Annotated in this window: 23 protein-coding genes and 1 rRNA gene; all 24 read left to right on the top strand. The window is 65.6% G+C overall.

Going from position 1 to position 22,745, the window contains the following annotated elements; all coding sequences use genetic code 11:
- The first annotated feature begins 18 nt into the window (after nucleotides 1-18).
- Nucleotides 19-1,191: a thiolase family protein gene (locus AC3FKH_RS24420; RefSeq protein ID WP_488678370.1), complete on the top strand. Its 1,173-nt coding sequence runs from the start codon at nucleotides 19-21 to the stop codon at nucleotides 1,189-1,191.
- Nucleotides 1,188-1,613: a Zn-ribbon domain-containing OB-fold protein gene (locus AC3FKH_RS24415; protein ID WP_488678369.1), complete on the top strand. Its 426-nt coding sequence runs from the start codon at nucleotides 1,188-1,190 to the stop codon at nucleotides 1,611-1,613. The genes AC3FKH_RS24420 and AC3FKH_RS24415 overlap by 4 nt, the downstream gene beginning before the upstream one ends.
- Nucleotides 1,610-2,368, top strand: a complete 759-nt coding sequence (locus AC3FKH_RS24410) for an SDR family NAD(P)-dependent oxidoreductase (RefSeq protein WP_488678368.1) — start codon at nucleotides 1,610-1,612, stop codon at nucleotides 2,366-2,368. Before AC3FKH_RS24415 ends, AC3FKH_RS24410 begins: the two co-directional genes overlap by 4 nt.
- The gene (locus AC3FKH_RS24405; protein ID WP_488678483.1) at nucleotides 2,302-2,835 is read left to right on the top strand and encodes a cupin domain-containing protein; all 534 of its coding nucleotides are present in this window, start codon (nucleotides 2,302-2,304) and stop codon (nucleotides 2,833-2,835) included. Before AC3FKH_RS24410 ends, AC3FKH_RS24405 begins: the two co-directional genes overlap by 67 nt.
- Nucleotides 2,825-3,949 (top strand): Ldh family oxidoreductase, encoded by a 1,125-nt coding sequence (locus tag AC3FKH_RS24400; protein WP_488678367.1) that lies wholly within the window; start codon nucleotides 2,825-2,827, stop codon nucleotides 3,947-3,949. The genes AC3FKH_RS24405 and AC3FKH_RS24400 overlap by 11 nt, the downstream gene beginning before the upstream one ends.
- Nucleotides 3,946-4,344 (top strand): RidA family protein, encoded by a 399-nt coding sequence (locus AC3FKH_RS24395; RefSeq protein WP_488678366.1) that lies wholly within the window; start codon nucleotides 3,946-3,948, stop codon nucleotides 4,342-4,344. The genes AC3FKH_RS24400 and AC3FKH_RS24395 overlap by 4 nt, the downstream gene beginning before the upstream one ends.
- Nucleotides 4,345-4,368: 24 nt before the next feature.
- Nucleotides 4,369-5,286: a fumarylacetoacetate hydrolase family protein gene (locus AC3FKH_RS24390; RefSeq protein WP_488678365.1), complete on the top strand. Its 918-nt coding sequence runs from the start codon at nucleotides 4,369-4,371 to the stop codon at nucleotides 5,284-5,286.
- Nucleotides 5,283-6,038: an SDR family NAD(P)-dependent oxidoreductase gene (locus AC3FKH_RS24385; RefSeq protein WP_488678364.1), complete on the top strand. Its 756-nt coding sequence runs from the start codon at nucleotides 5,283-5,285 to the stop codon at nucleotides 6,036-6,038. The genes AC3FKH_RS24390 and AC3FKH_RS24385 overlap by 4 nt, the downstream gene beginning before the upstream one ends.
- A 20-nt stretch (nucleotides 6,039-6,058) precedes the next feature.
- Nucleotides 6,059-7,639, top strand: a complete 1,581-nt coding sequence (locus AC3FKH_RS24380) for an FAD-dependent monooxygenase (protein ID WP_488678363.1) — start codon at nucleotides 6,059-6,061, stop codon at nucleotides 7,637-7,639.
- Nucleotides 7,639-8,571: a VOC family protein gene (locus AC3FKH_RS24375; protein ID WP_488678362.1), complete on the top strand. Its 933-nt coding sequence runs from the start codon at nucleotides 7,639-7,641 to the stop codon at nucleotides 8,569-8,571. Before AC3FKH_RS24380 ends, AC3FKH_RS24375 begins: the two co-directional genes overlap by 1 nt.
- 8 nt (nucleotides 8,572-8,579) lie before the next feature.
- On the top strand, nucleotides 8,580-9,536 hold the full coding sequence (locus tag AC3FKH_RS24370; RefSeq protein ID WP_488678361.1) for an amidohydrolase family protein: 957 nt from the start codon (nucleotides 8,580-8,582) through the stop codon (nucleotides 9,534-9,536).
- 48 nt (nucleotides 9,537-9,584) lie between these two features.
- Nucleotides 9,585-10,922 carry an MFS transporter gene (locus AC3FKH_RS24365; protein WP_488678360.1) on the top strand — a complete coding sequence of 446 codons (1,338 nt, stop codon included), beginning with the start codon at nucleotides 9,585-9,587 and terminating at the stop codon, nucleotides 10,920-10,922.
- A gap of 4 nt (nucleotides 10,923-10,926) precedes the next feature.
- Nucleotides 10,927-11,535 carry a V4R domain-containing protein gene (locus tag AC3FKH_RS24360; RefSeq protein ID WP_488678359.1) on the top strand — a complete coding sequence of 203 codons (609 nt, stop codon included), beginning with the start codon at nucleotides 10,927-10,929 and terminating at the stop codon, nucleotides 11,533-11,535.
- On the top strand, nucleotides 11,532-12,896 hold the full coding sequence (locus AC3FKH_RS24355) for an aromatic ring-hydroxylating dioxygenase subunit alpha (protein WP_488678358.1): 1,365 nt from the start codon (nucleotides 11,532-11,534) through the stop codon (nucleotides 12,894-12,896). Before AC3FKH_RS24360 ends, AC3FKH_RS24355 begins: the two co-directional genes overlap by 4 nt.
- Nucleotides 12,893-13,882 (top strand): PDR/VanB family oxidoreductase, encoded by a 990-nt coding sequence (locus AC3FKH_RS24350; RefSeq protein WP_488678357.1) that lies wholly within the window; start codon nucleotides 12,893-12,895, stop codon nucleotides 13,880-13,882. The genes AC3FKH_RS24355 and AC3FKH_RS24350 overlap by 4 nt, the downstream gene beginning before the upstream one ends.
- Nucleotides 13,883-13,901: 19 nt before the next feature.
- Entirely contained in the window at nucleotides 13,902-15,236 is a 1,335-nt protein-coding gene (locus AC3FKH_RS24345; RefSeq protein WP_488678356.1) for an aromatic ring-hydroxylating dioxygenase subunit alpha, read from the top strand.
- Complete coding sequence (locus AC3FKH_RS24340) at nucleotides 15,233-15,733, top strand: aromatic-ring-hydroxylating dioxygenase subunit beta (protein ID WP_488678355.1); 501 nt, start codon at nucleotides 15,233-15,235, stop codon at nucleotides 15,731-15,733. Before AC3FKH_RS24345 ends, AC3FKH_RS24340 begins: the two co-directional genes overlap by 4 nt.
- 185 nt (nucleotides 15,734-15,918) lie before the next feature.
- Nucleotides 15,919-17,058 carry a porin gene (locus AC3FKH_RS24335; RefSeq protein WP_488678354.1) on the top strand — a complete coding sequence of 380 codons (1,140 nt, stop codon included), beginning with the start codon at nucleotides 15,919-15,921 and terminating at the stop codon, nucleotides 17,056-17,058.
- Nucleotides 17,059-17,397: 339 nt separating this feature from the next.
- Nucleotides 17,398-18,195, top strand: coding sequence for an amino acid ABC transporter substrate-binding protein (locus AC3FKH_RS24330; RefSeq protein WP_488678353.1), 798 nt, complete (start codon nucleotides 17,398-17,400; stop codon nucleotides 18,193-18,195).
- Between the two features lie 122 nt (nucleotides 18,196-18,317).
- Nucleotides 18,318-18,971 carry an amino acid ABC transporter permease gene (locus AC3FKH_RS24325; RefSeq protein ID WP_488678352.1) on the top strand — a complete coding sequence of 218 codons (654 nt, stop codon included), beginning with the start codon at nucleotides 18,318-18,320 and terminating at the stop codon, nucleotides 18,969-18,971.
- A gap of 37 nt (nucleotides 18,972-19,008) precedes the next feature.
- Nucleotides 19,009-19,761, top strand: a complete 753-nt coding sequence (locus AC3FKH_RS24320; protein WP_488678482.1) for an amino acid ABC transporter ATP-binding protein — start codon at nucleotides 19,009-19,011, stop codon at nucleotides 19,759-19,761.
- Between the two features lie 409 nt (nucleotides 19,762-20,170).
- Nucleotides 20,171-21,358 carry a glycosyltransferase family 9 protein gene (locus AC3FKH_RS24315; protein WP_488678351.1) on the top strand — a complete coding sequence of 396 codons (1,188 nt, stop codon included), beginning with the start codon at nucleotides 20,171-20,173 and terminating at the stop codon, nucleotides 21,356-21,358.
- A complete protein-coding gene (locus tag AC3FKH_RS24310; protein ID WP_488678350.1) occupies nucleotides 21,283-22,059 on the top strand; it encodes an enoyl-CoA hydratase in 777 nt (258 codons plus the stop codon). The genes AC3FKH_RS24315 and AC3FKH_RS24310 overlap by 76 nt, the downstream gene beginning before the upstream one ends.
- A gap of 572 nt (nucleotides 22,060-22,631) precedes the next feature.
- A 16S ribosomal RNA gene (locus tag AC3FKH_RS24305) occupies nucleotides 22,632-22,745 on the top strand; the annotation flags it as partial.

Raw genomic sequence — 22,745 nt, 5'->3', positions numbered from 1 at the left:
CGGCATCAGGAGCCTCTCATGGATACCAGACAGGAACACACCGAGGCCGTGCTGGCGGTGCCGGTCACCACGGGCTACGCACGCTACAGCACGGAGCCGGCGGACTGGTACGTCGCGCAATGCCTGCGTGAGCTGCTGACGCGTGCCGGCCTGGCAAAAGACAGCCTCGACGGCCTGGCGGTGTCCAGCTTCACGCTGCCGCCCGACCCGGTGGCCAGCCTCTCGCGCGCTCTCGGCCTGTCGCTGCGCTGGCTGGAAGCGGTGCCATTCGGCGGTGCCAGCGGTGTGATTGCCTTGCGGCGCGCGGCGCGTGCGGTGCAGGCGGGCGATGCCGAAGTGGTGGCCTGCATCGGCGCCGACGCCAACCCGCGCGGCGGCTTCACCGGCATCGCCAGCCGCTTCTCGTGGGCGGCCATCGACGCCGTGTATCCGTACGGCGCGGCGGGCCCGAGCATGCCGTTCGCGTACCTGACCCAGCGCTACATGGACGCCACCGGCGCCACGCGGGAAGACTTCGGCCGCCTGTGCATGGGGCAGCGCCGCAATGCCAGCGCCGTGCCGCATGCGTTGCTCGGTACGCCCATCACAATGGAGGACTACCTGTCCTCCAGGCCGATCGCCGAGCCGCTGCACAAGCTTGACCTGGTGATGCCATGCGCGGGCGCCGAGGGCTTTCTGGTGATGTCGCGCGAACGCGCGCGCCATCTCGGCCTGCCGTACGCCCGCATCCGTTCAGTGGTGGAGCGCCACAACGCTTACGCCGACGACGATGACATCCTGCGCAGCGGCTGGGGCCAGGAACGCGACCGCCTGTATCGGCAGGCCGGCATTGGCCCGCAAGACATCGATGTGCTGGCCACTTACGACGATTACCCCGCAGTGGTGTTTCTGCAATGGGAAGGGCTCGGCTTTTGCCAGCCGGGTACCGCGGCGGCCTTTCTACAAACGCATGACCTCGGCTTCGACGGCGATTTCCCGCACAACACCAGCGGCGGCCAGCTTGGCTGCGGACAGGCCGGCGCCGCTGGCGGCTATCTCGGCCTGGTCGAGGTGCTGCGGCAAGTCACCGGCCAGGCCGGCGCCAACAAGGTTCGTGGCGCCAGGTTCGGGCTTGCCAGCGGCTATGGCATGGCCGTGTACGACCGGTGCCTCGCGACCAGCGCCGCGATCATCGAAGGGAGCGCGTCATGAGCCACGGCAGTCATCATCCGCAAAGCCGTTCGCTCGCCTGGCAAAGCATGGCCGAAGCGACGCCGTCCGGCGGCCTGGCACTGCCGTACTGCCCGGCGTGCGGACACCGTTTCTACCCGCCGCAGCGGTACTGCCCCCAATGCCTGCATAGCCGCATCGACTACCGGCCCGACAGCGGTGTGGCCGAGGTGCTTGCCGTGACGCGCTTGCACAGCACGCTCGAGCCCGCTTTTCAGGACCTGCTGCCGGTGCATGTGGCCACCGTGCGAACGGATTCCGGCGTAACGCTCTTCGCTCTTGCCGAAGACATGCTGCCGCCGGGCACGCGCGTGACGGTATGCCTGGACCGGAAAGCAGACAACGCTGCCGGAGTCCTGCGCGTGCGCAGCCTGCAGACAGACCAGAACGGAGACGCAGCATGACCTCAGCCATTGATCGTGCATTGCCATTCGCAGGCCGCACCGCGCTCGTGACCGGCGGCAGCGCCGGCATCGGGCTGGCCATATCGGAAGCGCTGCTGGCACAGGGCGCACGCGTGATTGCCGCGGGCCTGAAGCCGATGGCAAACATCCATCCGCGCCTGAGCAGCTGTGTGACGGATCTTTCCACGCCCGATGGCATCGCGGCGTTGGTGGCCGCGATCGCGCAGGAGGACAAGATCGACATCCTCGTCAACAACGCCGGCGTGGTGCGCAACACCCTGCTGGAGGCCGTCGACGACGAGGAGTTCGACCTGATGATGAACCTGCACGCGCGCTGCGCCATGCGGCTGGCGCAGGCGTGCCTGCCGCGCATGCGGGCCCGCCACTTCGGCCGCATCGTCAACGTGGCCTCGCGTGCCATCGTCGGCCTGGCGGGCCGTACCGCGTATGGCGCAAGCAAGGCGGCGCTGGTCGCGATGACGCGCACCTGGGCGCTGGAACTGGGCCCGTCCGGCATTACGGTCAATACCGTGTCGCCGGGTCCCACCGTCACCGGCATGCTGACCCGCGATATCCCCGAGCACGGCGAACGTGCGCGCGCGCTCGCCGCATCGCTGCCGGCGCGGCGCCTCGGGCTGCCGGAGGACGTGGCGCGCGCGGTGCTGTTCTTTGCCGATCCCGCGAGCGGCTGGATCACCGGCCAGAACCTCTTTGTCTGTGGCGGCGGCAGCCTGGCCGCATCGCTGGCGCTCTGAGCCGCGGCACCCAAACACCAACGACCCATAAAAGCACCGGAGGATACATCGTGAACCCGTCCAGTCCAGCATCGCCCATGGCCGGCATACCGCCACTCGACGAAGTGTTGCTGCGTAGTGAAGACATGCCGTGGCGCGCCAAGTCGCTGCCCGGCCTGTTCGAGAAGATGCTGTGGCGCGACGACGCCACCGGCGCATCCATCGCGCTGAACCGCTTCGAGAAGGGCGTATCGATTCCGGTGCCGCATTCGCATGCGTCGAACCAGTTCATGTACTGCCTGCAGGGCCGCTACGAGTACACCGCCACGCAGGTCGTGCTGACGCCGGGATCCTTCTACTGGAACCCGAAAGGGAACGTGCACGGTCCCACGCTGGCCCATGAGGAAACCATCGTGGTCGAGATCTACGACGGTCCGCACTATCCACAGAAGCCGAGCTGGTACACGGATGAGCGCGATGCCCACTGACCTGACCGGGGCCGCCGTGTCCACGCATCCCGCCCCTTCGACGCATGTCACGGCCGACGCGCACGCACTGAGCGCGGCCGTGAGCGCGATCTTCGAGCGGCTCGGCGTTGCCCAGGCCGATGCGGTGCGCGTGGCCGACGCGCTCGTCGATGCCGACATGGAAGGCATTGCGTCGCACGGCGTCATGCTGGTGTCCATGTATGCAGAGCGCCTGCGCAGCGGTTCCGTGACGACGGCGTCGCAGGCCACGGTGATCAGCGACAACGGCGCCTGCGTGGTGCTGGATGCGGCCAATATGCTGGGGCAGTTGTCGGCGTTCCAGGCGCTGGCGCTGGCCCGCGAGCGGGCGGGCACGCACGGCATCGGCGCCGTGGCGGTTCGCAATGCCTTTCACTTCGGCGCGGCCGGCCTGTATGCGCAGGCGCTGGCCAGCGACGGCTGCATCGGCATCGTGATGTCCAACACCCGGCCACTGATGCCGGCCCCGGGCGGTGCGCAGAGCGTGGTCGGCAATAACCCGCTCGCCATCGCCTTGCCGGGCGCCGACGAGATCCCGGTGGTGCTGGACATGGCCATGAGCGCGAGCGCGATGGGCAAGGTCCGGCTCGCCGCGGCGGCTGGCCGCGAGATACCCGCGGGCTGGGCCACCGATGCGCACGGAGTGCCCACCACCGACGCGGTGGCCGCGCTCGCCGGCATGCTGCTGCCGGCCGCCGGCCCGAAGGGATTCGGCCTTGCCTTCATGGTCGACATGTTGTGCGGCGGACTGTCCGGCGGCGGCACCGGCGCGGCGGTCCGCCCGCTCTACGGCGATAGCGCCGTGCCCTACAACTGCGCGCATTTCTTCCTGGCGCTCGACGTCACGCATTTTGGCGATGCCGGCACCTTCGCAAGCACCGTCAGCCAGGCCGCCGCCAGCGTGCGCAACTCACGCCCGGCGCCAGGAACCGACCGCATCTACAGCCCCGGCGAAATCGGCTGGGCCATCCGCCGCGAGCGCGGCAGCACATGCCGTGTCGATCGCGTGGTGCTGACGGAGATCGTCGGCGTGGCGCGCGCGCTCTCGGCGGCCATTCCGCCATCCATTGCCAACCTCACGGAGCCACAACCATGAAGACTCAGATCCATTCCGACGCACTGCGCCAGCCCAACGGCCATTTCTCCCAGGCGACCGCCATCGAGGCGCGCGGCAAGCTGGTGTTCATCTCCGGCATGACCGCGCGCCGCCCCGACGGCACCATCGCCGGCATCGGCGACGTGGAAGAGCAGACGCGGCAGGTGTGCGAAAACCTCAAGGCCGCGGTGCAGGCCGCCGGCGGCACGCTGGAGGACATCTGCCGTGTCGATGTCTACGTGCGCAACATCGAGAACTTCGAGCGCATCCATAAAGTCCGCCGCGAGTATTTCCACGTGCCGCTGCCGGCCTCGACCATGGTCGAGGTCAGCAAGCTGGTCTCGCCGGACTACCTGCTCGAGATCAGCGCCATCGCGGTCCTGCCTGACGCCTGAGCCACCTGTACAGGAATCTCAACCATGCGATTCGCAAGTTTCCTCTGCGACGGCCAGGCGCGCATTGGCGTGCTCGAAGGCGAGAACGTGGCGCTGCTGCCCATCCCAATGGGTGACCTGCGCGACGTGATCGAGGGCGGTGCCGTCGCGCTGCAGGCCATTGCGGCCGCGCTGCGCGGCGGCAAGTTGCCACGGCGCGCGCTCAATGCACTGCGCCTGCTGCCGCCACTGCAACGGCTGCGCCGCGACGTGCTCTGCGTCGGCTGGAACTACTGGGACCATTTCGCGGAAGGCGAGGGCAAGCGCGAGGGGCAGGATGTGCCGCGCCCGGAGGCGCCGACATTCTTCACCAAGAGCCCGCACACCGTCATCGGCCCGCGTGACGACATCGCCTTCGATGCCCGCATCTCGGCGAAATGGGACTACGAGGCAGAACTGGCGCTGGTCATCGGCAAGGATGGCCGCAGCATCCCGGCGGCGAAGGCCATGCAGCATGTGTGGGGCTATTGTCTGGCCAACGATATCTCGCAACGTGACCTGCAGCGGCGCCACGGCGGCCAGTGGCTCAAGGGCAAGAGCATCGACGGCACCATGCCGCTGGGCCCCTTCCTGGTGACGGCCGACGAGATCGATCCGAACGAGGTGCGGCTGCAATGCCTGGTCAATGGCCGTCTGATGCAGGACGCGTCGGTGTCGCAGATGGCCTTTCCGATCCCGGAGCTGATTGCCGAGCTTTCGTTCGGCATGACGCTGCAGGCAGGCGACCTCGTCATTACCGGCACACCGGCAGGCGTCGGCAATGCGCGCGACCCGCAGGTGTTCCTGCGGCCCGGCGACGAGGTGATCGTGCGCGGGACCGGTCTGGGCGAACTGGTGAACCGGCTGGCCGATGCCGACCTGTATCAACGGTCGAGCGTGATGGACATGAGGAGCCGGCCATGAAAGCGACCTTTGACGCGAGCGGCGACGTGGTCGTGATCACGGGCGGCGCCAACGGCATCGGCGCGGGACTGGCACGGTCCTGCTCGCAGGCTGGTGCGACGGTGATTGTCTGCGATGTGGATGAACGCGCCGCGGCCGCGCTGCTGGCCGACACGCCGGGCGTGCGCTTCCGCCGGCTCGATGTGAGCGACCGCGACGCGGTGATGCAAGCCATGCAAGCCATCGAGGCCGAACACGGCCGCATCGACAGCCTGGTCTGCGGCGCGGCGGTGCAGCCGCGCCGGGCCGTGCACGAAACCGAACCGCAGGACTGGCACCGGACCATGGGGATCAACCTGGACGGCGTGGTGTGGTGCTACCAGGCGGTAGTGCCGGGCATGATCCGCCGCCGGCGCGGCAGCATCGTGGCGTTTTCGTCGGGACTTGCGCATAGCGGCTGGCCGCAATCGACTTCCTATGCCGCCAGCAAGGCGGCGCTGATTGCCTTCGTCAAGAGCGTGGCCAAGGAAGTCGCGCAGCACCGGGTACGCGTGAACCTGATCGCGCCGGGCGTGATCGACACGCCCCAGTATCGCCAGGCCAACGCCGGCAACGACGACTCGCACTGGGCCTCCACGCTGGGCGTGGGCAGGCCGGAAGACGTGGCCGGGCCGCTGATGTTCCTGTTGTCGGATGCCGCCACCATGACCGCGTCGATGTTGAGCCGGGACTACGCCTATCCGGCCACCGAACAGGCTGGGGCCGCGTCATGACCTCCACCGGAGAGCAACCCATGCAACCTGTACTGATCGTGGGCGCCGGTCCCGTCGGCCTGACCACGGCTCTCGGCCTTGCGCACTACGGCATCCCGTTCGTGATCTTCGAGGAAGACGCCAGCCTGTCCCTGGACACCAAGGCCGGAACCATCCTGACCCGTACGCTGGAGGCGTTTCGCCGCTACGGCGTGGCCGATGCCGTGCTGGAGCGCGCACTGCGCGTGGACGAGATCGGGGAAATCGAGCGCGAATCCAACGTCGCGCACGCATCGGTGCGCACGGCCGTGCTGCGCGACGAAACCCGCTACCCGTTCGTCGTCAACCTGCCGCAGCATCACCTGGAGCCAATCCTGCGCGATGCCGTGCAGCAGGCGCCGCAGGGCCGCCTGCTGATGCAGCACCGGCTGGTCTCGTTCCGGTCCGAGACCGACGGCGTGGTGGCGGAGTTCGAAACCCCACAAGGCATGCGGCGCTTCGAAGGCAGCTACCTGCTGGCCTGCGACGGCGGCCGCAGTACCGTGCGCGCGCAATGCGGCGTGCCGGTGGACGGCGTGTCGCTCGATGTGCGCTACATGCTGGTGGACCTCAAGGTCGATCTCGACGTAGCCAACCCGCGCGACTACCCATACCTTGCCTACTTCTCGGATGCGCAGGAGTGGATGATCCTGGTGCGGCAGCCGCACTGCTGGCGCTTCCTGTATCCGCTTGCCAAGGATGTCGACGAGCCCACCGATGAAGAACTGCGCAGCAAGGTCCTGCGCTTCATCGGCAACGTCGACAACGTGGAATTGCTCGGACGGGTGACGTACCGCGTGCATCACCGCATCGCGCGCCAGTGGCGGCGCGACCGCGCCTTCCTGATGGGCGATGCGGCACACCTGATCACGCCGATGTGGGCGCTTGGCCTGAACACCGGCGTGCTCGATGCCATCAACCTGCCGTGGCGGCTGGCATGGGTGCTGCGCGGCTGGGCCGACAGCAGCCTGCTCGACGGCTACGAACGCGAACAGCGCCCGGTGGCGTCCGAAGGCGCCGGAGAAATGGCAGAGGCTGCACGCCACCACATGGCCATGCAGGGTGATGCGAATCCTGGCGCGGCGCTGCAGGACTGGGGCAACGCCTATACGCGCACCTTGCTGGGCGTGCGTCTGGATATCGGCGGCACAGGCGACTGGTCGATGATCCGCACCGAAGCCGAGCCGCCGCCGCTGCGGGTAGGCGAGCGTATTCCGGATTTCATCCTGCATGGCCCGGCCGGCCGTCCCGTCAGGGTCCACGACCTGGTCGACGGCAATTTCCTGGCGCTGTACTTCGCCGACGTGCGCCGCCAGCCGGAGATCCCGCACAACACGTCGCCGGCACTGCGGCACTACGTGGTGTCGCGCTGGGACGCCCCGCACGACTCCGGACTGCGTGACCGCGCGCTGCTCGACGTGGGCAACCAGTTGCGCGAGCGCCTGGGCGTGCCGGACGGCACGCTGGTGCTGATCCGCCCCGATGACCACGTTGCCGCGATCGTGCCGATCGCGCCGGGGCGTGCCGAAGACCTTTATGCATCCATCGTCGGCGCGCGCGCGCCGCAAGGGAGTTCCAAGTGATGAGCGGACCCAGAGTGCTCGGCCTGAACGGCTTCGGGCTGGAAGTGCCAGACCTTGCCGCCGCGCAGGCGTTCTACGAGACCTTCGGCCTCGAAGTGGCGCAGGTGCTGCCCGATGCGGTGCTGATGTCTTCGCCTGGCCGCACTAACGACGAGCTGGTGTTGTCGGCGGCGACGGGCAAGCGCCTGCATCACCTCTCGTTCTATTTCGATGCGCTGGAGCGCGGCGCCTTCATCGACAGGCTGACGCGCGCCGGGCTCGCGGTCCACGAACAGGCGCCGCCGGGCGGCCACCGCGACGGGCTCTGGTTTCAGGACCCGTGGGGCACGTGGATCAACCTGAGCCCGCATGTCCCCGGGGCGAGCCGGCAGCAACCGGCGGGGCCGGACGATGCGGGCTGGCGAGAGCGCGTGGATATCGCGGCATGGCAGGAGCTGGGCCGCGGACGTCCGCCGCTGAAGCTCGGCCACGTGCTGATCTTCACGCCGGAACTGGCCAGCGCGGAGCGTTTCCTGTGCGAGACGCTCGGCATGCGCGTGGCCGACCGCGCCATCGGCAAGGTGAGCTTTCTCGCCGCCGGGACGGGCGTGATCGACCACCACTGCTTCGGCCTGATCGAAAGCACGCATCGCGGCTTCCAGCACGCGAGCTTCCAGGTCGGCGGCATCGACGACATCGGCTTTGGCGCGTGGCGCATGCAGCAGGCCGGCTACAAGGACAGCTTCGGTCCGGGCCGCCACGCGCTGGCGTCGAACCTGTTCCAGTACGTGCGCGATCCGTGGGGAAGCTGGGTCGAGTACTACGCCGACATGGACAAGATCAGCGACCAGTGGACCAGCCGCGATTGGTCGGTGCTGCCTTACGTCTGGGGGCCGGAATGGTCGCCGGAGTTCTGGGGCGGCGAGATGAACGCCAACCTCGAGGCTCGGTGAGGGCACGCATGAACTGCCACGAAACCAGGGAGGAAGCCATGTCCGCCATTGCATTGGATGTGCATGCGCATCTCGTGCCGGTCGACGCAGCGGCACTGCAGCGGCTCAAAGGCGTTGCGTGGCGGCACGACGACGCCGTGATGGAAGTCGACGGCCATCTGCTGAAGGTGCCTGACCTGTATCACCCCGAACGGCTGCTCGCCTGGATGGCGGCCAACGGCGTGCAGCGTGCGCTGGTCTCGGTGCCGCCGCCGCTGTACCGGCAGCACCTTGACGCGGCGGCTGCGGCGGCCTGGGCGCACTACCTGAACGACGGGTTGATGGCCATTGCCGCGCGCCACCCGGCGCAGCTTGGCGCACTGCTGCATCTGCCGATGGAGCATGCCGCGCTGGCGCGCGATCTTGCCGGCGGCTACGCAGCCGCGGGCTGCGCCGGCTTTGCGCTGGCCGCCGGCGGCACGGACGCGATCGATTACGGCGACCCGGCGCACCGGCCGCTATGGAAGCTGCTGGACCGGCGCGAGGCTTTCGTCTTCATCCACCCGGGCCATTGTGGCGACGGCAGGCTGGCGCGGTGCTACCTCGACAACCTGCTCGGCAATCCATACGAGACCGCCGTGGCGGCGTCCCAGCTCGTCATGGCCGATATCCCGCGCCAGTACCCGCATATCCGCTTCTGCCTGGCACATGCCGGCGGCTTGTTCCCGGCTGCGTGCGGACGCCTGCAGCGCGGGCTGGAGAGCGGCCGCCCGGGCGTGCCGGCGCAGATCGAGCCGCCGCTGCAGGCGGCAAAGCGGTTCTATGCCGATTGCATCGCGCACCAGCCAGCGGGGCTTCGGCTGGCCAGTGAAGTGTTTGGCGCTTCGCACGTGTTGTTCGGGTCGGATTGGCCTTTCCCGATGGGAATTCCGGCTCCCGCCATCGACGACACCGTGCAGGCGTGGCGGGATACCGCCGAACCGTAGCTCAACGCATACACGACAGCATTTCATGAACAGACAAGGGGAGACAAAATGAGTATCGAAGAAGGGCTGACCGCTACCGGCATGCCGCGCGCTGCCGACCAGCAACGCGTCACGTTACGCAGGACCATCATCACGTCGATTGTCGGACAGGCACTCGAATGGTATGACTTCTTTTTATACGGCACCGCCGCCGCGCTGATCTTCGGCAAGCTGTTCTTTCCGATCGGCACGGATCCGCTGGTAGGCACCCTGGCGGCGTTTGGCGGCTTTGCGGTCGGCTTCGTGGCCCGCCCGCTCGGCGGCGTGATCTGCGGCCACCTGGGCGACCGCTATGGCCGCAAGCTGGTGCTGGTCCTGACGCTGGTCGTGATGGGACTGGCCACGGCGCTGATGGGCCTCCTGCCCACTTATCAGCAGATCGGCATCTGGGCGCCGGTGCTGCTGGTAGCGCTGCGCTTCCTGCAAGGACTGGCGGCCGGTGGTGAATGGAGCGGCAGCATCCTGATCATCAGCGAGAACGCGCCCCCCGCGCGGCGCGGCTTCCTGTCCGCGTGGAGCCCGAGCGGCGCGACCGTCGGCTTCGTGCTGTCGGCGGGCGCATTCTGGCTCGCGCAGAAGCTGCCGGCCGATGACTTCATGGCGTGGGGATGGCGCGTTCCGTTCCTGGCCAGCGTCGTGCTGGTCGTGGTGGGCTACTACATCCGCAGCCGGATTCCCGAGAGCGCGGAGTTCGTCGCGGCGAAGCGCAGCGGACATGGCGCGCGCTTGCCGGTGGTCGAAGTGCTGCGCAAGCAGCCGAAGCAGATCCTGATGGTGGTGGGGCTGCGCATGGCTGAAGGCGGCGCGTCGTACATCTTCTTCGCTTTCTCGCTCGCGTACGGCGCCTATCGCGGCATTCCGAACCAAGTCATGCTCGAAGGGCTGACCATTTCGATGATGCTCGTCACCGTCACGGCGCTGGCGTATGGCCGCCTTTCGGACCGGCTCGGAAGGCGCACCGTGTACATGGCGGGTGCCATTGGCCTGATCCTGGTGGCGTTCCCGTTCTTCTGGCTGATCGATACCCGCGAGCCGTTGCTGGTGCTGCTGGCCTACGTGCTGGCCGACACCGTGGTACTGGCCGCCATGGTGGGCGTGCAGCCGAGCTATATGGCCGAGCTGTTCAGGACCGAGGTGCGCTACTCGGGCATGGGGATCGGCCGCGAGCTGTCGTCGGTGATCGGCGGCGGGGTGGCGCCGATGATCGCGACCGCATTGCTGGCGAAGTACCACTCGGCAACACCGGTCGCGATCTACCTGATCTTGCTGGGACTGATTACGGTGATCTCGCTGCTGTTCACGCCAGAGACACTGCCGCGCGAAGCGCGGCGTGCGGACCCTGTCTGAGCCGATGGGACCGAACCCGATGACTACCGTTGCTACTCCGCTTGCCGTGCCTCTGGCACAGCGCCTGCAGTTCGATCCGGTTCGCGGCGAGGTGCGCGACCAGGATCGCCGCTACCTGATGATGCGCCCCGATGTGCTGATGGGAATGCTGCGGCGGCTCGATGACGACACGCGCCATCTCGCGCTGGCGGCCTTCGCCGAGTCCACCGCGGAGCATGGCAAGCGCAGCATACTGGCCTATCTGGAAGGCCTCCCGCGCAGTACGGGCGATATGGGTGATCCGGGCGATGGGGCGGACACCGGCGACGCGCTGCTGGATCTGATCTACCAGACCTCGCCTGCACTCGGGTGGGGGCGCTGGGATTTCGAGCGGATCGAGGACGGCCTTGCGCTCAACGTCTTCAACAGTCCGTTCGCCGCCGGCTTTGGGACCGCAGGGCGACCCGTGTGTGCGCCGATCTCCGGCATGTTCCGCACGATTGCCGGGATCGTGCTGGGGCGGCCGGTACAAGTTGAGGAAGTCGCGTGTGCCGCCATGCACGGGCACGCCACATGCCGCTTCGTTGCCCGGACAGCAGGTTCCGGGGCCGAAGCGCAAGGAGCATCGACATGACATCCTACCGGGACGATGCCGGCGCCATTCGCGCGCTGGTGCAGGAGGACCGGGTCCACCGGGACGTGTACCTGAACGAAGAACTGTTCCAGCTCGAACGCGAGCGGCTGTTCCTGCGCAGCTGGAACTACGTCGGCCATGAAAGCCAGGTACCCAACCGGGGCGACTACTACACGACCGAGATCGCCGGACAGCCGCTGATCATGGTGCGCCACGACGATGGCAGCGTGCGGGTGCTGATGAACCGCTGCGCCCACAAGGGCGCGCGGCTGGTGTGCCAGGTTCACGGCAACACCGGCAAGTTCTTCCGCTGCCCCTACCATGCCTGGTCGTATCGGACGGACGGGGCGCTGCTGGCCGTGCCGCTGAAGAACGGCTACGAGAACACCCGCATGCATGCGTGCGAGTCGGGGGCAGGACTCGTCACGCCGCAGGTTGCCGTATACCGCGGCTTCGTCTTTGTGCGCCTGTCCGACACCGGCCCCGGCCTGGCTGAGTACTTCGGTGCGGTCTTGCCGGTGCTCGACAACCTGGCGGACCGCTCGCCAGACGGCGAACTGCAGATCACCGGCGGCTGCCTGCGCAGCGTCATGCGGTGCAACTGGAAGATGTACCTGGAGAACGTCAATGACTCCGTGCATCCCGTGTCGACGCACGAGTCGGTGTCGGCGACAGCGAAGTCGGTGCATGACGCACAGCCCGACGACGCACCGGAATCGATGGCGCTGGCGCAGTTGATGCCGTTCGGGTCCGGCTACGAGTTCTTCGCGAAAACCGGTGCACGCGTCTATCCGAACGGGCACAGCGTACTTGGCACCCATGCCAGCATTCATTCGGGATATGGCATTCCGGAGGACTACCAGCGGGCCATGGAACAGGCTCACGGCGCGCAACGCACGCAGGACATCCTGGGCTTCTCGCCGCAGAACGTGGTCTTCTTCCCGTCGCTGGCGCTCAAGGGCTCGCCGCAGACGCTGCGCGTGATCAAGCCACTCGCGGTCGACCGGACCCTGGTGGAAATCTGGGCCCTGGCACCGAAGGGAGCACCGCAGGAACTCGTGCAACGCACGCTGACGTACAACCGGTTGACCTTTTCGCCGATGTCGGTGGTGGCACACGATGACCTGCACATCTTCGAAGGCATCCAGACGTCGCTGGCCGCGCAGGGCAACCCCTGGATCAGCTTGCATCGCGAGTATCGCGACGATGAGCGGCTGGCGCCGGTCCAGGAGGTGAGCGGCACCAACGAGCTGCTGATGCGCAACCAGTATCGCGCATGGGCCGCGCAGATGACGGCGGACATCACGCCAGCCGCGTGCACCGCTGCCGGTGCAAAGGACCCGTGCGGGAGCAGCACATGACAATCTCCGAATCGACGCTGGAACTGGTGGTTGAGGACGTAGTCGCGCTGACCGACACGATCAGCGAGTTTCGCCTGCGGCATCCGGCTGGCAAGGCCCTGCCCGCCTTCGGGGCCGGCGCGCACCTGCGGGTGCAGGTAGCACCCGGCGGAACCCAGGACTGGCGGCACTACTCGCTGGTCAATGGCGATGCCACGCCGGGCGCTACCGCGGCGCCGCTCGCCTATCGCATCGCGGTGCGGCGCGACGACGCCGGCAAGGGCGGTTCGCAGTGGATGCACGCGCAGGTCAAGCGCGGCAGCCGGCTGGTCACGAGCTTTCCTATCAACGCGTTTGCACTCGACGTCGATGCCGAAGATGCGGTGTTGATCGCTGGCGGCATCGGCGTGACGCCCATCGTCTCGATGGCGGCCGCCTTGTCGGCCGCTGGCCGTCGCTATCGCGTGCACTACAGCGCGCGAGACCCCGACCAGTTGGCATTCGTCGCCGAACTGGCCGTGCTCGCGCAGGGCAACCTGAAGCTTTACGCCGACCGGGGCTCGCTGCCGGCGCTGGATCTTGCGGCGCTGTTCGCAGGCCTGAAGCCGGGGCAGCCGATCTACGCATGCGGCCCGGGCGGCATGATCGACGCGGTACTGGCCATTGCGTCGCAAGGGGGCTGGGCGCGCGAGGACATCCACTTCGAGCTGTTCTCGGCGCCGCCCGCGAGCGCCTCGGACAGCAGCTTCGAGGTGGAGCTGCGCCAGTCCGGCCGCGTGCTGACGGTCCAGACCGGGCAGACGATCCTGGACGTCATGCTGGCTGCCGGTCTTGATCCGCTCTACGACTGCAAGCGCGGCGAGTGCGGCGTGTGCGCGACCCCTGTCATGGCGGGGCAGGTCGACCACCGCGACTACTGTCTTTCCGAGGCCGAAAGGCAGGGCGGCCATGTCATGCAGATCTGCGTGTCGCGTGCCAGCTGCCAGCGCCTGGTGCTCGATGCATGAACAAGGTAGGAGGAGAAAAATGGGCAAATACCGGGAGAATTCCGAAGCATTGCGACAGCTGGTGCAGGACCAGCAGGTGCATCGCGACGTCTATATCGACGAGGAAGTGTTCGCGCTCGAGATGGAGCGGCTTTGGTCGCGGGCGTGGGTGTATGTGGGGCATGACAGCCAGGTGCCGGAGGCCGGCGATTTCATCACCGCGGAAATTGCCGCGCAGCCCGTCGTCATGGTGCGGCAGCCAGACGGCACGGTGAAGGTATTGCACAACCGGTGTGCGCACAAGGGCGTGAAGCTGGTGTCCGAGGCGAGCGGCAATACCGGCCGCTTTTTCCGCTGCCCTTATCACGCGTGGACGTACAAGACCGATGGTTCGCTGCTGTCGATTCCGCTCAGGCAGGGCTACCAGGGCACCAGCCTGGATGCCTGCCCGGCAAGCCGGGGCATGGGCGCGCTGCGGCACGTGGAAAACTACCGCGGCTTCATCTTTGCCCGGCTGTCCGACGAAGGACCTGGTTTCGAAGCGTACTTTGGCGCGGCGCTGTCCTCCATCGACAACATGGCCGACCGCTCGCCCGAAGGACAGCTGGAGATCGCGGGCGGCGTGCTGCGCTACACCCACGACTGCAACTGGAAGATGTTCGTCGAGAACCTGAATGACACCATGCATCCCATGGTGGCGCATGAGTCGTCGGCGGGTACGGCCAGGCAGCTCTGGGCGGACAAGCCGGAAGACGAGCCCAGGCCAATGGTGATCGAGCAGCTCGTGCCATTCACGTCCGGCTATGCGTTTTCCGACGAGATGGGGGTCAGGGTGTTTGCCAATGGCCATAGCTACACCGGCGTGGGAGCGGTGTCGCTGCACGCCGATTATGTCGGCCTGCCCGAGTATGAGGCGAGCATGGCGCAAGCCTACGGGGCGGAGCGGGCAGCCGGGATCCTGTCCACGGTGCGCCACAACACGATCTTCTATCCGAGCGTGACCATCAAGGGCGCGATCCAGGCGATTCGCGTGGTCCGGCCCGTCGCGGCAAACAAGACTGTCATCGAGTCATGGACGTTCCGGCCAAAAGGCGCGCCCGCGGACCTACTGCGGCGCACGTTGGTGTACACGCGGCTGATCAACTCGCCGATGTCGGTGGTTGGCCATGACGACCTGCACGCTTATCGCGCGATGCAGGAAGGGTTGCGCGCCACCGGCAACGAATGGGTGAGCCTGCACCGCAACTTCGATGCAGGCGAACTCGGCCAGACCGACATCACCGCCAACGGCACCAGCGAGATATCCATGCGCAACCAGTTCCGTGCGTGGGCCCGATACATGGCGCCGGAATACAAGACAGGAGAGACAAAATGAGCCAGCTCCCGCAGACCACGCCGCCGGGCAGGGACGATCTGATCGCATTCGTCTACGAGGAGGCGCGGCTGATCGACGAAAGGCGCTTCGAGGAGTGGCTCGACCTGTTTGCGGAAGACGGCCACTACTGGATTCCGCTCGTGCCGGACCAGCAGGACGGCATCGACCACGCGTCGCTGATGTATGAAGACCGCCTGCTGCTGCAGTTGCGCATCGAACGCATGCGCAATCCGCGCGCATTCTCGCTCCAGCCGCAAAGCCGTTGCCTGCATGTCCTGCAGTGTCCGGAGATCCTGGCTAGTCGCGGCGACGAGAACGTCTACCTGACGCGCACGCGCTACATCTACGTGGAGACCCGCGGCGATGAACAGCAGATGTACGCCTGTACCGCGGAACACAGGCTGGTGCTGCAGGGCGGCATCCTCAAGATCCGTCAGAAGCGCGTGAACCTGCTGAACTGCGACGCCGCGTTGCCTTCGATCCAGTTGTTCATGTAAGGCCGCCGGGGGCGCTGGCCGGCGTGGCCTGATCCACGCACGCCGTCCTTGCCGCCTTCGCGCCAAATCCGGGTTGTCGTGAAAAAAATGCTCGCGCGCCGGGCACGGGGCGCGCTCGCGCCTGCGCTGTCCATGGGGACGGGCAGGCTGGCTTCCGTGCGGAAAACAATATGGGGAGACATGGCATGAGAAACGAGTTGAAAAAGGGGCTCGCGTTGCTCGGTGCGGGTGGTGCGCTTGGCCTGTGCGGGCCGGCGCACGCGCAGGACGGGGTGACGTTGTACGGGCTGCTTTCCGTCGGCGTTGCCTACGTCAGCAATGAAGGTGGCCACGCGTCCGCGAAGATGGTGCCCGGCACGATGCAGAACAACCGCTGGGGGCTGCGCGGCACCGAGGAGCTGGGTGGCGGCGCCAGGGGCATCTTCGTGCTGGAGAGCGGCTTCGCGCTCGACGACGGCAAGTCGCAGCAGGGCGGCCGCCTGTTCGGCCGGCAGGCGTACGTGGGGCTTGACCACGATGCTTATGGCGCGCTGACGCTCGGGCGTCAGTACGATGCGGTGTTCGACACGCTTGGCGGCATGTCGGCCCCCGTGGCGGCCGGGGGACTGGCCACGCATATCGGCGACAACGACAACGTGTTCGGGACCTTCCGGCACAACAACGCGGTCAAGTACATCTCCCCGGCCTGGGGTGGCTTGCGGATGGAAGCGAGCTACGCCATGTCGGACGCCAGCAAGGCGGCCAACAACCGTTCCTTCAGCCTTGGTGCTACGTACGCGAGCGGCGCGTTGAAGCTGGCCGGCGCCTACATGCAGCTGGACAATCCGGGCCTGGTCGCCAGCAGCAACCCGGGTGGCGCGGTGACCGACGACTATGCCGGCGCGCCGTTCGTCCTGTTCCACTCCAGTCCGTTGTCGCCGGCGGCCGGTGTCGAGCGGCAGCGCGTGGGCGGCGTCGGGGCCGGATACAGTTTCGGTGCTGCCAGGGTCAATGCCCTGGTCACCACGTCCCGGTACCGCTATCAGGACGGCACCGGCCTGCGGCTGAACAACTATGACGTCAACGTTAGCTATAGCCTGACGCCCGCGCTCACGCTTGGTGCCGCCTACGTCTTTACCGACGGCAGCTACAGCGGGGTGGACAGCCGTCCGAAATGGCATATGGGCCAGCTGAGCCTGGACTACGCCTTCTCGAAGCGGACGGATCTCTATGTCTATGGGGTCTACCAGCGCGCCCATTCGGCCAGGGCGGACATCTACCTGTTCGCTCCCTCTGGCAACGACCGGCAGGCGGTGCTTGTCACGGGCATTCGCCACAAGTTCTAAGGGGGACGGTGGTAACAGGGTTGCCGTCGGCAGGAACGACGGCGGCTCTTCCTGCAAACAAGGATCGTTCGAAAGGTGCATTCGAGCAAGGCTTGAATCACAACAGTTCCAGCCTTTAGACAGGCTGCGGCGTCTGCCAGGGAGGGCGAGCCCGCACGAACGTGAGCGGTCCCGGGTGCCTTATCGGTGGCAGGCCTGGATGGTTTGGGCGATTGCCGGCGCCCCCCGCAATGCCGGGGCCGGGCAACGCTCTATAATCGCGCTGCTGACAATAACCTGAAACCTGCCGGTCTCCGTACCCGGACGCCGGCGGCCTGTCTATTTGCAATGGATACCCCCATGAAGAAGTTCGCTGCACTCCTCCTGATTTCGACCGTTGCGCTGCTTGGGGCATGCGGCAAGAAGGAAGCGGCCCCGGCCGCCGGCACGGAAACCGCGCCCGTGGCCGCCAGCAAGATCGTTGTTGGCCTCGACGACAATTTCCCGCCGATGGGCTTTCGCGACAGCAACAACGAACTCGTCGGCTTCGATATCGACATGGCCAAGGAAGCGAGCCACCGCCTCGGCATGACGGTCGAATTCAAGCCGATCGACTGGAGCGCGAAGGAAGCCGAGCTCAACGGCAAGCGCGTGGATGTCCTGTGGAACGGCCTGACCATCACGGAAGAGCGCAAGCAGAACATCAGCTTCACCGCCCCCTATATGACGAACCACCAGATCGTCATCGTCGGCGCCAAGTCGCCGGTGAAGACCAAGGCCGACCTGGCCGGCCGCATCGTTGGTGCGCAGGACGGAAGCAGCGCGGTCGATGCGATCAAGAAGGAAGCCCAGGTCGCAGCCAGCCTGAAGGAACTCAAGACCTTCGGCGATAACGTGACTGCCCTGATGGACCTGTCGACCGGCCGCCTCGATGCGATCGTGGTGGATGAAGTGGTGGGCCGCTATCTCATCAGCAAGCGCGCCGGCGAATACCGAGTGCTGGACGAGAACTTCGGCACGGAAGACTACGGCGTCGGCGTGCGCAAGGACGACGCCGAACTGCTCGGCAAGCTCGACAAGACCCTGGGTTCGATGAAGGAAGACGGCACGGCCGCCCGCATCGCCACGAAGTGGTTCGGCGCCGACATCACCAAGTAATTCTGAACTCTCGCGACGTCCCGCGCCGATTTCGCGCGGCGTCGCGCCTTATCGCGGTCCGGGCGCCGGCAAGATAGCAATGGCCCCGCGACTGGACCCGAGCCCATTCCATCCGCGCAAGCATGGATTACGTCTTATCCCTTCTGTCGCCTTTGGCGCAGGGTGCGAAAGTCACCCTCACACTGTTCGCCATCACGCTCGCCCTGTCGGTACCGCTGGGGCTGGCGCTCGCACTGGCACGGATCTCGAAATGGCCGTTGCTGAGCGGCCTCGTCAACGGCTATATCTGGCTGATGCGCGGCACGCCGCTGATGCTGCAGATGCTGTTCATCTATTTCGCGCTGCCGTTCGTGCCGGTTGTCGGCGTGCGCCTGCCGGACTTTCCCGCGGCAGTGGTCGCGTTCGCGCTGAACTATGCGGCTTATTTCGCCGAGATCTTCCGCGCCGGGATCAAGTCGGTCGACCGCGGCCAGTACGAAGCCAGCAAGGCGCTGGGGATGAACTACTTCCAGACCATGCGGCGCGTCGTGCTGCCGCAGATGGTCAGCCGCGTCCTGCCGCCGGTCAGCAACGAGACCATCACGCTGATCAAGGACACGTCCCTGATCTACGTCCTGGCGCTCAACGATATTCTTCGCACCGCGCGCGGCATCGTCCAGCGCGATTTCACCACCACGCCTTTCCTGGTCGCCGCGCTCTTCTATCTGGTGATGACGCTGATCCTGACCTGGTTCTTCCAGCACCTCGAGACACGCTATGCCAAACATGATGACTGACCCGGTCGCGGCCGGATCCGATCGCGCGCCCGGCGTCATGGTCGCGGCGCGGGACATCGTCAAGGCATTCGGGCCGCTGCAAGTCCTGCACGGGGTCTCCCTGACCTTGCGCAAGGGCGATGTCACGGCGGTGATCGGGCCTTCGGGCTCGGGCAAGAGTACGCTGCTGCGCTGCCTCAACCATCTTGAGGTGATTGACCGCGGCACCATCGAAATCGAGGGCGAGGCCTTGGCGAGCCCGGGGCCGGACGGAGCCGCCAAGTACGTGGCGGACGCGGAAGTACGACGCATCTGCCGCAAGATGGGCATGGTGTTCCAGTCGTTCAACCTGTTCCCGCACATGACGGTGCTGCAGAACATCATCGAGGCGCCGATGACCGTCAAGGGCTTGTCGCGCGATGCCGCAGTGCCCAAGGCGGAGGAGTTGCTACGCAAGGTCGGGCTGCTGGCCAAGCGGGACAACTACCCCGCGCGGCTGTCCGGCGGGCAGAAGCAACGGGTGGCCATCGCGCGGGCCCTGGCGATGGAACCCGACATCATGCTGTTCGACGAGCCGACTTCCGCGCTCGATCCGGAACTGACCGGGGAAGTCTTGCGGACCATGCGGCAACTCGCAGACGAGCATATGACCATGCTCGTCGTCACGCATGAGATGGGCTTCGCCCGCGAAGTGGCCAATCATGTTGTGTTCATGGATGAGGGCCGGATCCTTGAGGAAGGGCCGCCCGAGCGGGTGTTCGGCGCACCGGCCCATGCACGTACGCGGGAATTCCTGGCGCACATGCTTTGATCCAGTGTTCGGCCACCGCATGAGATCGAACATCTTGCGGTGGCGCTTACCCGGGGAAGGAGTTCCTCGGCTATCTATTCATTAAGGGCGCCACTGGCGCCCTTATTGTTGCGCGGCTGACTTGGCCGCTCTGGCTCCGCCGAAGCCGGCCGGTATCCCACCTTCGGGATGCGCACGCTTCCTCATCCCTTCCCGTCGCCTATGTTTGAAGGCAGGCCGCCTGCGTGCGGCCAAAAATATGCTTTATGAACGTCATTTTTTGGGTAGGTGACCCGCGAGACGCCAAAATAAGCTATTTGCAGGCAACCAAAATATGTTTTGCCTGTCTTCATATGCGAACAAGGATCGACGCCCTTTTCCGGGGCGACGGCTGGCGGATATTTCGTCCAACAGGATCGCGGGAGAGTCAATGCTGCAAAAAACGAAATTGGCTAACGGGAAATCAAGGCCGCGGGCACTGGTTCTTTGCATTGGCGGCCTGGGTGATGTCGTGTGGGCCAGTGCATCCATCGATGCCTTGCGCGAAACCTATGGGAACGATATTGAGATCGACCTGCTGCTGAAACACCGGTCTGGCGATCTGTTCGAGCACGACTCCCGCATCTCTCGCGTCCTCATCTTGCGCGGCGGTCCCAGGCTTCCGTTGCTGCTGAACCCATACAAGTGGCAGATACTCTGCCGAGCGCTGCTGCGATATCCATACCACCTGATACTGGACCTGACCATCAACCGAACGGATTTTTTCCCTAGCCTGAGCTGGTTTTTCCCGGCGGCCCACAAGGTCAAGGTCTATAAGGTGCGTCAGGACGTGGATCCGCCGAATACCCACAGAACGATGGTAATTCAGCGGCTGCTGGCCTACTGCACCCCGGACCATATCGCCCGTCGTGCGATGCCCTCCCTGAGAAGGCCGGATATCGACATCCGCGCGCGCATTGGCCTGGAAGCGCCTTTTATCTGCCTGCACACGGGAAACAGTTCCTTCTATCACAACCGGGCGAATGCGCGTCTCTGGCCGGTGGAGCGATGGGTTGGGCTACTGGAAGGTTGGTCGAGCTTCTTTCCCCACCATCAACCCGTGCTGATCGGAACGCCGGCGGAAGCCAGGCATGTCGCGCAGATTGCGGGCAAGTTTCCTGGCGTCGTAAATCTCTGCGGGAAAACCTCCTTGCCCGAAATGATGGCGCTTATCGCCGACTCGGATCTATTGATCGGCACGGATACCGGGCCTACACACGTCGCGGCGGCATACCGCACCCCAGTCATCGCGATCTTCGGGCCGACGCTGTCGCACGTGACCGGCCCGGCAGGCGATAGCGGTGACATGCGTATCGTCAAGCCATTGGCAGGGACGCGGATCGAGGACGTGCAGGTGGACCAGGTCGTCAGCGCTTCGTACCAGCTGATTGCGAGCCGGGAGACTCTTCGCCTGGCAGCGCAATCCGCCCCAACACAAGCGGCTAACGTGGCAGACTTGCCACCGGACCAATATCTGACCCGTTTGCAGACAAAGGAGAAGACATGTCGTACGAGAACATCCTGGTGGAAACGCGCGGCCGTGTCGGGCTTGTCACGCTCAACCGCCCGAAGGCCCTGAACGCGCTCAACGACGCGCTGATGGATGAACTGGGCGCCGCGCTGACGGCGTTCGACAAGGATGAAGGCATCGGTGCCATCGTTATCACCGGAAGCGAGAAGGCTTTCGCCGCCGGCGCGGACATCGGCATGATGTCCAAGTATTCGTTCATGGATGTGTACAAGGGCGACTACATCACCCGTAACTGGGAAACGATCCGCACTATCCGCAAGCCGATCATTGCCGCCGTGGCGGGCTACGCGCTCGGTGGCGGTTCCGAACTCGCCATGATGTGCGACATCATCATTGCGGCTGAAAACGCGCGATTTGGCCAACCGGAAGTCAAGCTCGGCACCATGCCGGGTGCCGGCGGCACGCAGCGCATGCCGCGCGCGGTGTCCAAGGCCAAGGCCATGGACCTGTGCCTGACCGCCCGCATGATGGATGCCGCGGAAGCCGAACGCGCGGGCCTGGTGTCGCGCGTGGTGCCGGCGGACAAGCTCATGGACGAAGCCCTGTCGGCAGCGGAAGCGATTGCCGGTTTCTCGTTGCCGGTGGTCATGATGATCAAGGAGTCGATCAACGCCGCGTACGAAACCACGCTCGCGGAAGGTGTTCGCTTCGAACGTCGGTTGTTCCACTCGACCTTTGCCAGCGAAGACCAGAAGGAAGGGATGGCCGCGTTCGTCGAGAAGCGTAGCCCGAATTTCAAGCACCGCTGATAACTTGATAGGGGAATACCCGAGGAGATTCCTCGGGTATCCGATTTGCCAGTGCTGGGGAAAACCCGGTATTCCCTTATCGATCAATGGCTTGGACACGCAGGGTGAGGTGGGTTGCCATGCCGGTATGACAAAGCTGTTGCAAGCTCCGAAAATCCAGCCTAATATTCGCCCCCTCGCAACACAACGCGGCGCTGCAAAGCAGACGTAGCAAGGGTTGCGGGGTTGATCGGGTGGTTCGGCGGTGCGCAGATGGCACGACGAACCGGAGCAAAAAAGATTGCTGGCCTGGTTGACGAAACGAAGAAAGTGCTACATAATCTCGTTTCTCTGCTGCAGACAACGCAGCGCGCTGAACGGCAAAGCCGGCAGCGAAGTTCTTTAACAACCAAACAACCGATAAGTGTGGGCGCTGGGTAGCGGACGCACGAGGTCTTCGGACTTCGGAGCTTCACAAGTTATACAGTGCTCGCACAGCAAAACGTGACTGGATTTTCGGATCTGGTCAGTCAGTTTTCTGAGAGTGAGCGACCGCTCGAAAGAGCGAGGGTCTTCGGACCCACACAGAGATTGAACTGAAGAGTTTGATCCTGGCTCAGATTGAACGCTGGCGGCATGCCTTACACATGCAAGTCGAACGGCAGCACGGGCTTCGGCCTGGTGGCGAGTGGCGAACGGGTGAGTAA

Source organism: Cupriavidus sp. 21MJTG02-4 (assembly GCF_057798975.1).
The sequence above is the reverse complement of the archived record's forward strand: the minus strand, read 5'-3'. Positions and strand labels throughout refer to the sequence as shown.

What these genes read in the sequence shown, in the direction of transcription:
- AC3FKH_RS24420 (WP_488678370.1), top strand. Translation starts at nt 19, where the DNA reads ATGGATACCAGACAGGAACACACCGAGGCCGTGCTGGCGGTGCCGGTC.
- AC3FKH_RS24415 (WP_488678369.1), top strand. Translation starts at nt 1,188, where the DNA reads ATGAGCCACGGCAGTCATCATCCGCAAAGCCGTTCGCTCGCCTGGCAA.
- AC3FKH_RS24410 (WP_488678368.1), top strand. Translation starts at nt 1,610, where the DNA reads ATGACCTCAGCCATTGATCGTGCATTGCCATTCGCAGGCCGCACCGCG.
- AC3FKH_RS24400 (WP_488678367.1), top strand. Translation starts at nt 2,825, where the DNA reads ATGCCCACTGACCTGACCGGGGCCGCCGTGTCCACGCATCCCGCCCCT.
- AC3FKH_RS24395 (WP_488678366.1), top strand. Translation starts at nt 3,946, where the DNA reads ATGAAGACTCAGATCCATTCCGACGCACTGCGCCAGCCCAACGGCCAT.
- AC3FKH_RS24390 (WP_488678365.1), top strand. Translation starts at nt 4,369, where the DNA reads ATGCGATTCGCAAGTTTCCTCTGCGACGGCCAGGCGCGCATTGGCGTG.
- AC3FKH_RS24385 (WP_488678364.1), top strand. Translation starts at nt 5,283, where the DNA reads ATGAAAGCGACCTTTGACGCGAGCGGCGACGTGGTCGTGATCACGGGC.
- AC3FKH_RS24380 (WP_488678363.1), top strand. Translation starts at nt 6,059, where the DNA reads ATGCAACCTGTACTGATCGTGGGCGCCGGTCCCGTCGGCCTGACCACG.
- AC3FKH_RS24375 (WP_488678362.1), top strand. Translation starts at nt 7,639, where the DNA reads ATGAGCGGACCCAGAGTGCTCGGCCTGAACGGCTTCGGGCTGGAAGTG.
- AC3FKH_RS24370 (WP_488678361.1), top strand. Translation starts at nt 8,580, where the DNA reads ATGAACTGCCACGAAACCAGGGAGGAAGCCATGTCCGCCATTGCATTG.
- AC3FKH_RS24365 (WP_488678360.1), top strand. Translation starts at nt 9,585, where the DNA reads ATGAGTATCGAAGAAGGGCTGACCGCTACCGGCATGCCGCGCGCTGCC.
- AC3FKH_RS24360 (WP_488678359.1), top strand. Translation starts at nt 10,927, where the DNA reads ATGGGACCGAACCCGATGACTACCGTTGCTACTCCGCTTGCCGTGCCT.
- AC3FKH_RS24355 (WP_488678358.1), top strand. Translation starts at nt 11,532, where the DNA reads ATGACATCCTACCGGGACGATGCCGGCGCCATTCGCGCGCTGGTGCAG.
- AC3FKH_RS24350 (WP_488678357.1), top strand. Translation starts at nt 12,893, where the DNA reads ATGACAATCTCCGAATCGACGCTGGAACTGGTGGTTGAGGACGTAGTC.
- AC3FKH_RS24345 (WP_488678356.1), top strand. Translation starts at nt 13,902, where the DNA reads ATGGGCAAATACCGGGAGAATTCCGAAGCATTGCGACAGCTGGTGCAG.
- AC3FKH_RS24340 (WP_488678355.1), top strand. Translation starts at nt 15,233, where the DNA reads ATGAGCCAGCTCCCGCAGACCACGCCGCCGGGCAGGGACGATCTGATC.
- AC3FKH_RS24335 (WP_488678354.1), top strand. Translation starts at nt 15,919, where the DNA reads ATGAGAAACGAGTTGAAAAAGGGGCTCGCGTTGCTCGGTGCGGGTGGT.
- AC3FKH_RS24330 (WP_488678353.1), top strand. Translation starts at nt 17,398, where the DNA reads ATGAAGAAGTTCGCTGCACTCCTCCTGATTTCGACCGTTGCGCTGCTT.
- AC3FKH_RS24325 (WP_488678352.1), top strand. Translation starts at nt 18,318, where the DNA reads ATGGATTACGTCTTATCCCTTCTGTCGCCTTTGGCGCAGGGTGCGAAA.
- AC3FKH_RS24320 (WP_488678482.1), top strand. Translation starts at nt 19,009, where the DNA reads ATGGTCGCGGCGCGGGACATCGTCAAGGCATTCGGGCCGCTGCAAGTC.
- AC3FKH_RS24315 (WP_488678351.1), top strand. Translation starts at nt 20,171, where the DNA reads ATGCTGCAAAAAACGAAATTGGCTAACGGGAAATCAAGGCCGCGGGCA.
- AC3FKH_RS24310 (WP_488678350.1), top strand. Translation starts at nt 21,283, where the DNA reads ATGTCGTACGAGAACATCCTGGTGGAAACGCGCGGCCGTGTCGGGCTT.